The sequence below is a fragment of the Williamsia sp. 1138 genome, from assembly GCF_002095435.2.
Taxonomy (GTDB): Bacteria; Actinomycetota; Actinomycetes; order Mycobacteriales; family Mycobacteriaceae; genus Williamsia.
Window position 1 is genome coordinate 117413 of sequence record NZ_MJEJ02000045.1, and the last position, 14667, is coordinate 132079.

Sequence of the window (14667 nt, forward strand, 5' to 3'; positions counted from 1 at the left end):
CACAAGGCACATTCAGCGGAAGGTGGTTGGCTGATGGCCGGCAATTCACGACGTAAGGGCGCGGTCCGTAAGGACGGCACCAAAAAAGGCCAGTCGGTCGGCTCGGGCGGTCAGCGTCGCCGTGGTCTCGAAGCCAGGGGTGCCACCCCGAAAGCCGTTGACCGGACCTACCATCAGGCTCACAAGAAGGCCAAGGCCGCCGCCAGGAGCAATGCGACCTCCGGCGGCCGGACACCGCGCGGCAAGACCCTGACCGAGCAGCCCGAGTACGTGCTCGGCCGCAACCCGGTGGTCGAATGCCTGCGTGCCCAGGTGCCCGCGACGGCGCTGTACGTGGTCCTCGGCGGCGACGCCGACGAGCGCGTCTCCGAGTCCGTACAGCTCGCCGGGAACATGGGTATCTCGATCCTCGAGGTCCAGAAACCCGAACTCGACCGGATGAGCACCAACGGCATGCATCAGGGGATCGCCCTGCAGGTCCCGCCGTACCGCTATGCCCACCCGACCGATCTGATGCAGTACGCGATCGATTCGGGACAGCCTCCCTTGCTGGTGGCGCTCGACAACATCACCGATCCCCGCAATCTCGGCGCGGTGATCCGTTCGGTGGCCGCGTTCGGTGGACACGGAGTGGTGATCCCCGCTCGGCGCAGCGCGTCGGTGACCGCCGTCGCCTGGCGGACCAGCGCAGGCGCCGCCGCTCGGCTACAGGTGGCCCAGGCCACCAATCTGACCCGCACCCTGAAGGAATGGGCCGAAACGGGTGTTCAGCTCGTCGGTCTGGACGCCGACGGTGATGTGACGCTCGACGACTACGACGGCTCGGGCCCGACGGTGATCGTCGTCGGCTCGGAAGGCAAAGGCCTCTCGCGCCTGGTGCGTGAGTCCTGCGACTCGATCCTGTCGATCCCGATGGCCGGCGACGTCGAGAGCCTCAACGCCTCTGTTGCGGCAGGTGTTGTTCTCGCAGAATTCGCGAGGCAGCGCCGCTCCTAGCCCCCTCCCGACCCCCGAAAATGGGTCCTTTTGGCGAACAAAGCCGCAGGTCGGCTTCGCCAAAAGGACCCATTTCGGGAGAGGCGGGGGGTCAGGTCGTGGGCGCGCTCTTCTTGTCTTCGGGCAGCAGTTTCGCCATCGCAACCTTCAGGATGACGCCGCCGACGGCGATGCTGACGCCCACCGTCGTGCTGAGCGAATCGGTGACCAGTCCAGCGATACCGGTGACGATCACGAAGATCGGAACCCAATCCCACAGCCGGGCCAAGGACTGCGGGCTCACGGGCTCGCCGCGCTTCTGTGCCGCACGGTCGGTGGCGTAGTCGGGATAGAACTCGGTGAACGACAGCGCGAAGATCGTTCCGGCGAGCTGGATGATCCATCCCGTCCAGAAGTTGCCGCTGTCGTCGAGGACCGCATCACCGTAGAAGCCGGCTGCTGCGGCGACACCGAACCCGATCACCCACGACCAGGTGATCATGTAGTTGATGTGGAGGAACAGTGGGTTCTTCCACAGTTCTTCAGGGGCCTGTTCTTTGGCGTACTGGATGGTGAACGGCTGCCGGATGATGATCGACCCGAGCGCGAAGGAAACCAGCGCGATGTTGGTCATCTCGCCGCCCCAGCGCTCGAGCCAGTCGACCGTGCCCGCCGACGCGAACTGGGCCAGCAGAACCATGGCCGCGAAGTAGGTGACGTCGAATACCTCGAGCAGTTTTATCTTGCTGCCGCGGCGATGACCACCGATCACGAACAGCAGTGAGAGGCCGAATGCGGCCGCGGCCGCCTCCTCGAAGCGTCCGGGCCCGTTGATGAGGGCCATCAGGATCCATGGCGACATACCCGCGAAAGGCGAATCGAGAAATGACGAGAGGATGCGGCGGGATTTCGATAGTTCGACCGGTGGGGGAACTGTCGTCTTATTCGAGTCGGTATTTTCTGTCACGGCTACGGGGCCCCATCTCGGGTCGTTTTTCAGGCAGTTCGGATGACTGCTCTGGTGATCGTATCGGGGTAGGGCACCCGTTACCGGCAAAGACCTTAGGCCGGATCACCATTGAGGAAATTGATGATGACCGGATTGACAACGCCGGGGGTTTCGATCGGAATGAGATGCGTACCAGGCAAGACCGCAAGCCGGGCGTTGGGCAAAACCCCGACGATTTCCGCGCTGTGCTCGAGGGTCACTTCGTCGTGATCGCCCTGCATCACCAGAGTCGGTGCGGTGATGACACTGAGATCGGTAAGCGCGATTTCGGGTTCGTTCGCGATCATCGTGGTGGTCTTCTCGAATACGACAGGGAAATGGTCGTCCCCTTCAGGCGCGGCCGCGGCGTAATCAGGGCGGAGGAATTGCACGATCTCGGAGTTGATGTCGTCGATGCTGTCGAGGAGTCCGCCGGCGGCGCGGCCGGATGAGTTCAGGTATTGCCCGAGCACGACCATGCGATTCACCAGATCGGGTCGTTTGAGAGCGACCAGGAATGCGATGACGGCGCCGTCACTCCAGCCGACGAGGTGAGCCGGGCCGCCCACGACCTCATCGAGATAGACGATGGTCTCGTCGGCCATCGCCTCGTAGTGGAACTCGTCCATGACGTCCGCGCTGTGCCCGTGGCCGTGGCGTTCGGGTACGTACACCTTGAATCCGGCGTCGACGATCGGCCGGTATTGGCCACCCCAGTCGGCCGCCGCGGAGAACGCACCGTGCAGGAGGACGACAGGGGCGCCGTCACCGTCGACCTGGTGCCAGATCTCCGTGTCGGGAACTGGATGGTTGATTTTCACGTATCCGGTGTACTCGGTGCTCATGTCGTCGATCTTTGCAGAAAGCCGGACAATCGACCGCCCAAATCAACCCATAGCGGGCGAGCGCCCGCTATCAGACCGATAGGGTCGAAAACATGGTGAGTGCAAGCACGAAGGTGACCCTGTCCGACGGTGTCGTCGACGGTGTCCGAGACGGGGATTTCATTCGCTGGCGAGGAATTCCCTACGCCGCCCCTCCCGTCGGTGACCTGCGGTTCCGGTCACCGGAACCGGCGATTCCGTGGAGCGGGGTGCTGGTCGCCGACAGCTTCGGCAACGCGGCTCCGCAGAACCCGAAATACGCCGTCGTCGAGCGCGGAAAGCATCAGCCGGTGAGTGAGGACTCGCTGATCATCAACGTGGTGGCGCCCGGCCGGACGTCGGACAAGCCGCGGGCGGTGATGGTGTTCATCCACGGCGGTGCGTACATCCTGGGTTCCACGGCGACTCCGCTCTACTACGGCCACGACCTGGCCAAACGGGGCGACGTGATCTTCGTGTCGATGAACTACCGGCTCGGACCGCTGGGTTACGGCGACTTCAGCCAGTTCTCCACGGAGGATCGGGTCTTCGAGTCGAATCTGGGTCTGCGTGATCAGGTGAAGGCGCTCGAATGGGTGCGCGACAACATCGCAGAGTTCGGTGGCGACCCCGGCAACGTGACGATCTTCGGCGAGAGCGCGGGCGGCAATGCGGTCACCACGCTGATGGCGACCCCGGCGGCCGGTGGGCTCTTCCACCGCGCGATCGCCGAGAGTTCGGCCCCGATGCTCACGTTGCACAAACACTACGCAGATCGGTGGGCCCGCAAGCTCACCGAGTTGTTGTGCGCCGACATGGGTGTCGACGATGTGGTCACGGCGCTGACCACGGCTTCCCTTGCGCAGATCGGCCGTGCCGGGCACCGTCTCGCGCGCTGGGTCACCAAGGACACACCCGGTCTGCTGCCGTACGGTCCGGTCGTCGACGGTGACTACCTTCCGGTCTCCCCGGTGGAGGCATTCTCGCAGGGGTCGGCACATCAGGTCCCGATGATCATCGGGACCAACCGAAACGAGGGCACCCTCTTCAAGCGCCTCCCGGATGGGATGTTGTCGACGGAGGAGTCCATCTCGGCGATGTTCGCGAACACCGAACCCGATGCGCAGGAGCGGATCACCGGTTCCTACGGGGAAAAGCTGACCTCGCGGAACATGGTGCAGTTCGGCGGCGACTACATCTTCTGGGTCGGTACGATCGCGGTCACCCAGGGCCACTCCGAGCATGCCCCGACGTACGCCTATCGCTACGACTTCGCGCCGCGTCTGATGAAGTGGCTGGGGCTCGGGGCCACCCACGCGTCCGAGTTGCTGGCCGTCTTCGGGATATACCGGGGCCGGGCCGGTCGATTGCTGACCGCGGTCGGCGACCGTCGTGACGCCCTGCGGGTCACGTCGGAGATGCAGGATCAGTGGCTCTCGTTCGCCAAAACCGGTGAACCGCTGGAAAGTTGGCCCAGGTACACTCCGAAGGTCCGGGCTACCCGGATCTTCGATCGGCATTCCTATGTGGAGGTCGACCCGTGGCGGGCACGTCGCGAGGCGTGGTCCGGGTTCGGCGATTATGCCGCCAAGATCCCCGGTTCGGCGAAGGCAACCGAGGAGATGGAGAACGTCTGATGCGGGTTTTCACGTCGGCTGAAGAAATCCTGGCCGCTGTCGGGACCGAGATCGGCAAGAGCGAGTGGCTGACCATCTCGCAGGAGCGGGTCAACCAGTTCGCCGAGGCCACCGGCGATCATCAATGGATCCACCTCGACGTCGACCGGGCCAAGAAAGAGAGTCCGTACGGCGGGACCATCGCGCACGGCTTTCTGACCCTGTCCCTCGTTCCGTACCTCAGCGCCCAGATCTACAAGTTCGAGGGCGTCAAGATGGGCATCAACTACGGCAGCAACAAGGTCCGTTTCCCCTCGCCGGTGCTCGTGGGTTCGGCCATCCAGCTGACCAGCACCCTGTCCGAGGCGACCGACCTCGGAGACGGTGCACTCCAGAACACTTTCACCCAGACCATCGCGGTCGAGGGTGGCAGCAAACCCGCGCTGGTCCTGGAAATGGTCACCCGGGTCATCTTTTGAGACGTGGCGTAGTCGCGGCGGGCCTGGTTCTGGCGGTGCTGACAATCGGTGGCTGCGGCGACGAGACCGCGTCCGCCGATCGATCGATCATGAACACGACCACCACCACCTCGACGACCATCGCGCCTACCGCGTTCACGCCGACGCCTGCGCAGCCGGTCTACGTCGCACCGTTCATCGATCGGGTCGCGTGGGCGACCACCGAGCAGGGCCCGAGCCTGCAGGTCTTCCCGACCGAGTCCGGCCGATACGTCCAGGGTGAAACTGGCCTCGACCCCGCGTGGGCCGAGGTGGTGGCCCTCGATCCCACCGCCGACAGTCCCGGGATGCGTGAGCAGTTCGCCTGCCATTGGCGGTTCGCGAGGATCGTCGCACCGGACAAGACGAGCTGGAACCTGGAGCCGTGGCGTCCGGTGGTCACCGACGCGGAGATGGTCGCGTCCCGCTGCAATCCCGGCGGGGCGGAGGAACAGATTCCCTGATCCCGGCCAGGGCAGCGGTCAGGCAGGACTGATCGCCCGGACGACCTGTCCGACCCGCAGGACTCCCGCCGGATCGTGCTGGTCGGCGAGTGCACTGAGCCAGGCGAGGGTGTCCTCGTCGTAGCAACGGGCGAGTCGCGCCGGATCGCTGCCGGGGGAGAAATTGGGCAGCTGACCCATCGACCACGGCGCGACGGAGTCCATGATGGCAGCGGCGTGGGGCGCGACGTGTTCGGCGATCGGCGGCGCCAGCACCCCGATCGTCGTCAGGTTGTAGGCCGCTCCGCGGTGGCAGAAAGCGCTGCGCTGGGCTGCAGGCCGCGACATCGCGCCACCGAGCAACCGCACCTCGACGACGACCTGAGGGGACTGCGCGTTCGGGCCCGCCAGGGCGATCAGGGCTTCGACCGCTTCATCACCGAACTCTCCGAGCAGGGTGCTGTCCTCGTGTACGGGCATCGGGTCGACCGGATCTGCGTGGATCGCTCCCAGTGCTGCGTAGGGCATCGGGCCGACGATGTCGATCAACGGCTCGGCGACCGCGCGAATCGGCGCGATCAGCGCTTCCGCGTCTGCATGTTCGGCCAGGGATGCGTATCGGACGGCGAAGGTGAGCTTGCCCGCCAACGGCGGGGGAACGGCCGGGAGCGGCGGCAGCTGCAAGAAAGCGATGGATGTGGTGGCGTGTTCGGGTAGGTCGACGCTCCACTCGCGCCATGCCCGCAACAAGGCCGGTGCATCGGATCCGTCGAAGTAGATTGCCCCGCCGTAGATCTCGGAGATCGGCAGCAGGTCGATCTCCACCGACGTGACGATGCCGAGTGTGCCCTTGCCGCCACGCAGCCCCCAGAAGAGTTCGGCGTGGTTCTCAGGGGACACGAGCAGGATCTCGCCCTGTCCGGTGACGAGCTCGAAGGAACGGACATGGTCGGACGAGAGACCGACACTGCGGACGAGGGGGCCGATGCCCCCTCCGGTGAGGAAGCCGATCACCCCGACCCCGGGTGCCGAACCGGCGAGGGCCGCCAGCCCGTGCGGGGCGGCCGCGTCGATGACCTGCTGCCAGCGCACGCCGGCGCCCACTCGTGCTGTCCTGGCCGCGACGTCGATGTCGAGCCCACCGAGGCCGGCGGTGTGTACGAGGATGGTGCTCCTGTCGATCGGCAGCGCCCCGTGCCCGGTCGACTGCACCCCGACGGTCAGGCCGTGGCGTTCGGCGATCCGAAGCGTCGCAGCGACGTCGGCTGCGGACTCGGGGAACACGATCGCGCAGGGATCGACCGGGACCGCGACGTTGAAGGGGATCGCTCGTTCGGATCCGGGTTCGCCCGGGCGGGTGACCAGGCCGGCCACTGCTGCCTGCAATTCGGCGGTGGGGTCGGCGTTGGTGCTGTGGGGGGTCGGGGGCGAGATGGTCATGAGCGGCTGGCCTTTCATCAATGGTCGGTGAGCTGATGAAAGTCAGCATGCGCCGAGGCCCTTGGTGGGTTCTTGGTCTGTCCATCCAAGAATGTTTCAAGAAAGCGGGCGCCATTCACGCCGAGGACGTCACTCGCTGTACCTCTGTGACCAGGCCATTCATGCCCAGCGCGAGGGCGGCGCGCGCAATCTCGTCGAGTTCGCACGTTCGTGCGTCTGACGGCGCCTGCAGCGAGCAGTCGAGTAACCGACACCGCAGCGCCGAGGGGACCCCGCCGGTGTCCACCGCGAGGGTGCGAGCCTGATCGTTGAACCGGTGGGCGCGGTCGAGGTCACCGGCGCAGGCGTGCAGGCGCGCGAGCGCGAGCGCGACCGGTCCGACGACCCCCACCTGACCGATGATCGCGATCCGGTCTGCGAAGGGCTCGAGTTCGGTCAGGAATGCGTCGGCGTGTTCGATGAGTTCGTGGTCGGCGACGAGATGGGCCAGCAGGACGGCGTGCCCGAGTGTGGTCCAGACGTGGGCGGTACGCACGGCGAGCCACTGCCGGACCATCGCGTCGGCGAGGTCACGATCGACCGGCGTGCCGGTCGTGGTCGCCGCGCCGGCAGCCACCACCCCTGCCAGCCCCGTGTCGCCGCCGGCGGAGATCAGCCCCCGAATCCATTGCAGCAGTTCGGCTTCGTCCGAGACGGGACCCACGGTCACCAGGCCCTGCTCGCGGGACAGGGCCATGGTGGCGACCATGCCACTGCCCGCCACATACAGTTCGGTCTGTTCGTGGACGTGCGCGGCGATCTCGTGGTGGCGGCGGGCTTCGGCGAAATCGCCGCGCCACAAGGCGATCACCGCCTCCATCCACCGCAGCTGTGCCCGCAGCACCGGTAGGCCGAGGTCTTCGCTGCCCTCGATGCCGTGCCGCAGATGTCCGGCGGCGGCGTCGACATCGCCGAGATTCATCGTGGCCATGGTGGCGATCGAGTGGGCGATCACCGTGTCCACCCGGGACTGCCGATGACCGAGCGTGAAGAGTTGCTCGATCAGTTCCGGCACCTGATGGCTGTGGGTCGCGACACCGGAGTAGGTGATCAACCGCGCCATCAACACCTCTGCGGTGACATCGCGATCACCGAGCTCGGCTGCCAGATCCATCGCCCTGGTGATGTACCCGGCTGCGACGTCGGGGTCGGGGTTGTAACAGTGACCGACGCTGAGGGCGCAGAGGACCTGGGCGTGGGCAACGGGGTCGTCAGCAACAAAACCGTCGAGTTGTTCGAGGACAGCCAGCAGCGGGCCGGGATCTTCGCTGGGCGCCAGCCAGGGCCATCCACCACTCGAGCGCAGGAGTGAGCCCGCCAGCTTCCCCGCGGTCGCAGTGCGTCCGGCCCGCATCGCCGCGACCAACTGCGACTCGACGGTGTCGAGTACGGTCTGTCCCCGGCCGGCCCGAGAGAGGGCCTCGAGTAGCGAGAGCATCAGTTCGTCGCGTTCGATGTCGACCGAACGTTGGTGCGGCATCGAGTCATACGTGTCGAGGGCTCGTTGCCACCAGAGGGCTGCGGTCTCCGAACTCCATTGATCGGCGGCCTCCTCGGCAGCGGCCCGGCAGGCCTGAACCGCCTCGCCGACATCGACGAGCGGTAGTGCGGCCAGCAGATGGGTGGCACGACGGCTGAGCAGGTCGGCGCCGAGGCCGCCGCTCTCGAGGGCGGCGGCAACCCGGGCGTGGGTCCGTTTCCGCTGCAGCGGCGGCATGCCCGCGAGTATCTCTTCGCGCAGCAGCCCGTGCGCGAAGGTGTAACCGTCGACTCCGGGCGCGGGCACGATGATCCGGTCATCGGCCGCGGCGTCGAGGTGGTCGGCGAGCTCGTCGATGTCGAGTTGCGTTGTGGCAGAGAGGAGAGCGATGTCGATGTCGTCGCCTATCACCGCCGCGGTCCGCAAGATCGTCAGGACCTCGACGCCGAGCCCGGCAAGTCGGCGGCCGAGCACGGAGCGGACGGCGAGCGGGATCTCGCCGCGCAGCCGTTCCCGGCTCGACAACCGGGCGTATTCAGAGATGAACAGGGGGTTGCCCGCGGTGCGCGCTGCCAGCACCTCGATCTCACGTTCGCCGATGGCCTCGCCCGCAACCTGGGTTGCCAGCGCCTCGATGTCCGAGGCGCCCAATGCAGGCACCACGATCTGGCGACTGCCCTCACCCCGCGCGACCGCGCTGCTCAGCCTGCCGAGCGCCGCGTTGCCCTCGCCGTCACGGATCGTGACCACCACGGCCACCCGATGTCCACGCAGGGCCGTGGCCATGAAGGCGAGTGCGCCGAGCGACATCGGATCCGCCCATTGGGCGTCGTCGATCACGACCATCAGGGGCGCCGACGCGGCTGCGTTCTCGACGACGCGTTGCACCCGCTCATAGGTGGTGAAGCGTGCAGTGTCGGGATCGACGTCGGTGGGGATCGACAACACCTCATCCGGGTCGCCGCCGAGTGCGCCGACCAGCTGCCGGGCCGGCCACCAGGCCGGTGAACCTTCCTCGGGGCTACGCGCCCACACGTCGCGACCACCCACCTCGCGGAGGCGCGCGGCTGCTTCCTCGGCCAGCCGGGTCTTCCCGATCCCGGGCGGTCCCATCAGGATCATCCACCGGGTGCCGCCTGCGGCGACGTCGGCGAGCAATCGGTCGATCTGCTCGATTTCGCGGGCACGACCGACGATCGGGCTGCTGCGAGGAGCTGTGGTGACGTCGACGGCGGTCTCACCGACGGGACGTGCGGCACGTGGCGACTGCAGCTCGGCCGCACCCGACCAGCCAGGTCTGCGCGGCCACGCAGCGAGCTCCGGATCGTGTCGCAGGATGGCCGATTGCAGCTCGCGCAGTTCGGTTCCCGGTTCGAGGCCGAGTTCGGCGTCGAGGCGATCGCAGTGTTCGGTGAAGATCTCCAGGGCCTCCGGGGAGCGGCCCGCCCGGTGCAGGGCGAGCATGTGTAGCCAGCAACTGCGATCGCGGAAGGGTTGGACTTCACGCAGGGTGGTCACCTCGACGAGTGCGTCGGCGATCCGGTTCACCGCGAGCAATGCGGTTATCCGGTTCTCGCGGCAGTCGCCGCGGATCTCCTGGAGTCCGCGGGCCTCGAGCCGGACCCATTCTTCATCGGCCATGCCGCTGAGCAGGGGACCCCGCCACAGCGACAGGGCGTGGTCCGCCGCGTCGAGGGCATGCTGCCAATCATGGGCCAGCGCGCATCTGTGCGCGGTGGCCGCGGCGTCGGTGAACTCGGCGACGTCCACCTCGCCGGCGGGAACGTCCAAGACGTACCCGGGTGTTTGCCTGCGAATGGGGGACGAGCCCGCGGAGTCACTGCGCAGGGCGCGACGCAGGTTGGATATGTACGCCTGGAGGCTGGAGGCGGCGCTCGGTGGGGGCCTCTCACCCCAGAGTGCTTCGGTCAGTCGGTCGGTGGACACGACGGTGCCGCGGTGGATCAGCAGCAGCGCCAGCACCATTCGCTGCTTCGGCGAACCGAGATCAACCTCCTGTGCTGCGCCGGCGGAATGCGCGCTGTCGGCACGGGCCACCCGCAGAGGTCCGAGTAGCTGATAGCGCATGACTTCGGAGCCTAGGCGACAAGGCGATCGGTCGGCGTGGTTGTCGTCGGTGGGGGCCGTGGGCCGGCTGCAGCTGAGCTCGATGCCCGGCGGTCACGGTGGAGAACGGTCAGGCCTGCTCACGCAGGGCGTCGACCTCGTGTGCCAGGCCGATCATGCCGAGTGCCCGCGCGCGTTCGGCAAGGTCGGTGAGTTCGTTCGGACGTCGTTCGTCTGGCCGACGGAGCTGCCAGTCGAGGACCTGGCAGCGAAGTAGGGACGGCGTGCCGCCGGACCGTTCGGCGATCCGCGTAGCGGCGGCAACCGATTCCCTTGCCGCCGAATCATTCCCGATCAGCATGTGCAGCCGGGCGAGGGCCAGTCCCACCGGGCCGACGGCGGCGAGTTGCCCGATTGCGCCGACACCGTCGGTGAACGGCTCGAGTTCGGCGATGAAATCGGACACGTGCTCGATCAAGTCGAAGTCGGCGACGACGTGGGCCAGCGCCACGGCGTGACCCAGGGTGAACCAGACGTGCGCGCCGCGGGTGGCTTGGCGTTGCCGAACCAAGGCATCGGCGAGATCGCGGTCGAGCGGTGCGCCGGCGATGGTCGCCATCCCCGCTGCGATCACCCCGAGCATGTTCGTATCGGTGGGGCTGGCGGCCACGTCGGTGATCAGGTCGCGGGCGATGGTGGTCTCGGCCTCCGAGAGCGTGCCCTGTTCGCGTCGCAGACCCATCAGCGACATCGTCGACTGGCCGGTCACGTAGAGCTCGGTCTGCTCGTGAACCCGTTTGGCAATGGACTGGTGGTGTTCCGCACGCTCGAAGTCGCCGTGCCAGACCGCCACCACCACCTCCATCCATCGCAACTGTGCACGCAAGATGGGCAGGCTCAGCTCTTCGCTGCCCGCGATGGCCTGCTGTAGATGGTCCTGCACCGCTGCGATGTCGCCGAGGGTGTACGCGGCCATCGTTGCGATCGAATGGGCGATGACCGCGTCGAACCGCGCTTGGTGGTGCTCGAAGGTCAACAGTTCGCCGATGACCGTGATGACCTCGTCGGCATGGGTCGACACCCCGGAGAAGGTGATCAACCACGCCATCATGACCTCGGCGGTGATGTCGGGATCAATGGCGATTGCGGCGTATTCCTGTGCCCGCCTGATCAATTCGGGAGCAAGTGCTGGATCCGGATGGTAGCTGTGGCCGACGCTGAGGGCCCCCAGGACCTGGGCCCGGGCGGCTGGGTCGTCGGCGACCACCTGCTCGGCCCTGGCCAGCAACAGCAGCAGTGGGGTGGGGTCCTTCGTCGGTGAGACCCACGGCCAGCCGCCCCCGGAGCGCAGCAGCGAGCCCGCGAGTCTCCCGACAGTCGAGGGCTTTTCGGCTCGAACCGCCACCGTCAGCGCCGTCTCGACCGTTTCGAGCACGGTTTGCCCACGCCCGGACCGCGAAAGCGCCTCGAGCAGTGCGACGGTCAACTCGTCGCGCTGCTCGTCGGTCTGCTCGGCGGCAGGCAGTAGTTCGTAGGCAGCCAGAGCCTGCTGCCACCAGTACACAGCGGCCTCGGAGTTCCACCGGCTCGCGGAGTCGGTGGCCGCGCCGGCGCAGGCGGCCACGGCATCCCCGGGATCGACGAGAGGCAGCGCAGCCACCAGATGCTGTGCCCGCCTGGTCAGCACATCGGCGCCGACACTTTCGGTCAACACTTCGGCAACTCTCGCGTGCGCCCGCTTTCGGCGCAGCGCGGGCATCTGGGCCAGCACCTCCTCGCGCAACAGGCCGTGCGCGAATGTGTACCCACCGCTGCCGGGTGCAGCGGTGATGATCCGTTCGTCGGCGGCCTCGTCGAGATGATCTGCCAGCGAGTCGATATCGAGGTCGATGGTCCGGGACAGCACGCCGATGTCGATGGTGTCGCCGATGATCGCCGCCATCCGGAGCGTCTTGAGCACCTCTGGATCGAGACCGGCCAGACGTAGCCCGAGCACCGAACGTACCGCCAGCGGCAGTTCGCCCGTGTTGCGTTCTTCGCGGGACAGCCGTGCATACTCGGACACGAACAGCGGGTTGCCCCCGGTCCGGCGAACCAGGCGGACGACCTCGTCGTCGGTCAGTTCACCGCCCGCCGTCTGCGTTGCCAGGGCGGAGGCCTCCTCGTCGTCGAGAGCCGGCACCACGATCTGGCGGTTGCCGGTGGCGCGCGCGACCGCGCTGAGCAGACGTCCGATCGCGGGATGATGCTCTCCCTCGCGGAGCGTGATCACGAAGGCGATCCGATGGTGGTGAGCGGAGGTTGCCATCGACGCGAGGGCGCCGACCGACATCGAGTCGGCCCACTGCGCGTCGTCGACCACGACGGCGAGAGGGGACGCGGCCGCACCTTCCTCGAGCACCCGCTGGATCCGGTCGTAGGCGGTGAAGCGGGCGGTGTCGGCGTCGACATCGTCTGGGGTGGAAAGGATCTCGGCAGGGTCGGTGCCCAAGGCGTCCACCAGTTGTCGCGCAGGCCACCACGCCGGCGCACCCTCCTCGGGGTTCCTCGCCCAGATCGCACGACCGCCCATCGACTGCAGCCGTCGGGCTGCCTCGTCGGCCAACCGAGTTTTCCCGATACCCGGCGGGCCGATCAGGATCAGCCAGCGCGTTGCTCCGGCGACGACGTCGTCGAGAAGCTGAGCGATCAGCGCCTGTTCGCGGACTCTTCCGACCAGTCCACCGGGTGCGGGGACCTCGGGTGCCGCAGTCGAATGAACCACGGCAGGATCGGGTTCCGGTGTTCGCAGTTCACCCGCGCCCGACCAACTGGGTCGACGAGGCCAGGCCGCGAGTTCGGGGTCGTGCCGCAGTACCGCACCCTGGAGTTCACGGAGTTCGGCGCTCGGTTCGAGACCGAGGTCGCCGTCGAGTCGGCGGGCGTGGTCGGCGTAGACGTCGAGCGCCTCCGCCGAACGTCCCGCGCGGTGCAGCGCGAGAATGTGCAACCACGCACTGCGGTCGCGGTAGGGCTGGTCCGTTCGCAGCGCAACGACGTCAGCGAGCGCCTGCGCCAGCCTGCCGAGCGCCAGCAGTGCCGTGATCCGGACCTCGCGGCACCCGCTGCGGATCTCTTCGAGACGCGCGGCCTCGGTGTGCACCCACTCCTCGTCGCGCTGACCGACGAGCAACTCGCCGCGCCACAGCATCAACGCCCGTTCGGCAGTGTCGAGGGCCAGTGCCCACGCCTCGTCGTCTGATGCCTGGCGGGACTGGTTGGCGAGGTCGAGGAACTCGCTGACGTCGACCTCGGACTCGGCGACGTCGATGATGTACCCGTTCGACTGCCGCCGGATGGGTGAGGTCCCGACCGCATCATCGCGCAGTGCTCGCCGCAGGTTCGAGATGTAGGCCTGCAGGCTCGACGTCGCGCTCGGCGGTGCCTGCTCACCCCACAACGCGTCGGACAAGCGGTCGGTGGATACGACGGTGCCGCGATTGACCAGCAGAATCGCCAGGATCGCCTGCTGCTTCGGCGAGCCGAGGTCGACCGACACGGCACCCTTGCCTGCCCGCCGGACAACGGAGAGCGGGCCGAGTAGCTGGTAGCGCATGGCCTGCCTTCCGACCTCGAGTCCCGTACGCGAATCGAGTACGAGCTTAGGCGACTCGGATTGGATACGGGATGGATAGACCGCGGCCCTCTCACCAGCCGATCTTCGCCCCGTCGGGGCTCACACTATGGAATTGTCAATGTTCGAGCTGCACAGGAGTTCACCTGTGCTGCGGTAGTAGCTCGGGACTGCGTCGCTGTGTGTAGTTTCTCGTGAATCTGTGGTGGTCTCTATGGGACCGGAGGGTTCAGGCGGCGAGTGATTCGGTGGTCAGCGTTCGCCGAGCGTGGGATCTGATGGGTGGGTTCCCGTCGACGGCATACGCAGCGACCGAAGGAACAGAGCTGAGCGCGCGACCACCGCCCACGTAGCGTTGCGCGGCAGCCGGAGGCGTCTGCACTGCCTGCAGCAATTCCTCTGACAACGCCAGGTCGTCGAGCGGCGCGAGCAGAAGTGCATCTGCCGCCATAGGTGATAGGTGTTCGAACAGCCCCCGCAAGTTCATGAGTTGAAACTACCGCGATTGCCGCATTCGCACAAGCGTTCGAGAACACTTATTTTATTGCGGCTCAACCCTTTTCGCTTCAGAAGGAGCTGACCGCAATCAGGATATCAGCGAGGTCTGACATCGTCGGAAACGAACCAGTAGGGCACGCTCGACGGC

The 14667-nt window shown here is 66.8% G+C and carries 10 protein-coding genes; 4 read left to right on the forward strand and 6 right to left on the reverse strand.

Features of this window, described 5'->3' with window-relative positions; genetic code table 11:
* Nucleotides 1-33 precede the first annotated feature (33 nt).
* Complete coding sequence (gene rlmB / locus BH683_RS15960; protein ID WP_084837244.1) at nt 34-996, forward strand: 23S rRNA (guanosine(2251)-2'-O)-methyltransferase RlmB; 963 nt, start codon at nt 34-36, stop codon at nt 994-996.
* Nucleotides 997-1087: 91 nt separating this feature from the next.
* Here the strand turns inward: rlmB and BH683_RS15965 are convergent, their stop codons facing one another.
* Together BH683_RS15965 and BH683_RS15970 are read right to left on the reverse strand one after the other, a co-directional pair.
* Entirely contained in the window at nt 1088-1819 is a 732-nt protein-coding gene (locus tag BH683_RS15965; RefSeq protein WP_143696068.1) for a hypothetical protein, read from the reverse strand.
* A 218-nt stretch (nt 1820-2037) separates the two neighbouring features.
* The gene (locus BH683_RS15970; RefSeq protein WP_084837246.1) at nt 2038-2808 is read right to left on the reverse strand and encodes an alpha/beta hydrolase; all 771 of its coding nucleotides are present in this window, start codon (nt 2806-2808) and stop codon (nt 2038-2040) included.
* A 92-nt stretch (nt 2809-2900) separates the two neighbouring features.
* Between BH683_RS15970 and BH683_RS15975 the strand changes: the two genes are divergently transcribed.
* The 3 genes from BH683_RS15975 to BH683_RS15985 are packed head-to-tail and all read left to right on the forward strand — an operon-like array spanning nt 2901 to nt 5403.
* Nucleotides 2901-4463, forward strand: coding sequence for a carboxylesterase/lipase family protein (locus BH683_RS15975; protein WP_246833409.1), 1563 nt, complete (start codon nt 2901-2903; stop codon nt 4461-4463).
* Nucleotides 4463-4921 carry a MaoC family dehydratase gene (locus BH683_RS15980; protein ID WP_084837247.1) on the forward strand — a complete coding sequence of 153 codons (459 nt, stop codon included), beginning with the start codon at nt 4463-4465 and terminating at the stop codon, nt 4919-4921. Before BH683_RS15975 ends, BH683_RS15980 begins: the two co-directional genes overlap by 1 nt.
* A 35-nt stretch (nt 4922-4956) precedes the next feature.
* The gene (locus tag BH683_RS15985) at nt 4957-5403 is read left to right on the forward strand and encodes a DUF2599 domain-containing protein (RefSeq protein WP_246833410.1); all 447 of its coding nucleotides are present in this window, start codon (nt 4957-4959) and stop codon (nt 5401-5403) included.
* A gap of 18 nt (nt 5404-5421) precedes the next feature.
* On the opposite strand, the gene BH683_RS15990 is transcribed toward BH683_RS15985, so the two are convergent.
* The 4 genes from BH683_RS15990 to BH683_RS16005 form a co-directional block, all read right to left on the reverse strand.
* On the reverse strand, nt 5422-6822 hold the full coding sequence (locus BH683_RS15990; RefSeq protein WP_084837248.1) for an FAD-binding oxidoreductase: 1401 nt from the start codon (nt 6820-6822) through the stop codon (nt 5422-5424).
* Between the two features lie 115 nt (nt 6823-6937).
* On the reverse strand, nt 6938-10429 hold the full coding sequence (locus BH683_RS15995) for a BTAD domain-containing putative transcriptional regulator (protein ID WP_084837249.1): 3492 nt from the start codon (nt 10427-10429) through the stop codon (nt 6938-6940).
* 109 nt (nt 10430-10538) lie between these two features.
* Nucleotides 10539-14003: a BTAD domain-containing putative transcriptional regulator gene (locus BH683_RS16000; protein ID WP_084837250.1), complete on the reverse strand. Its 3465-nt coding sequence runs from the start codon at nt 14001-14003 to the stop codon at nt 10539-10541.
* A gap of 247 nt (nt 14004-14250) precedes the next feature.
* Nucleotides 14251-14508, reverse strand: a complete 258-nt coding sequence (locus tag BH683_RS16005) for a hypothetical protein (protein WP_143696069.1) — start codon at nt 14506-14508, stop codon at nt 14251-14253.
* Nucleotides 14509-14667 lie beyond the last annotated feature (159 nt).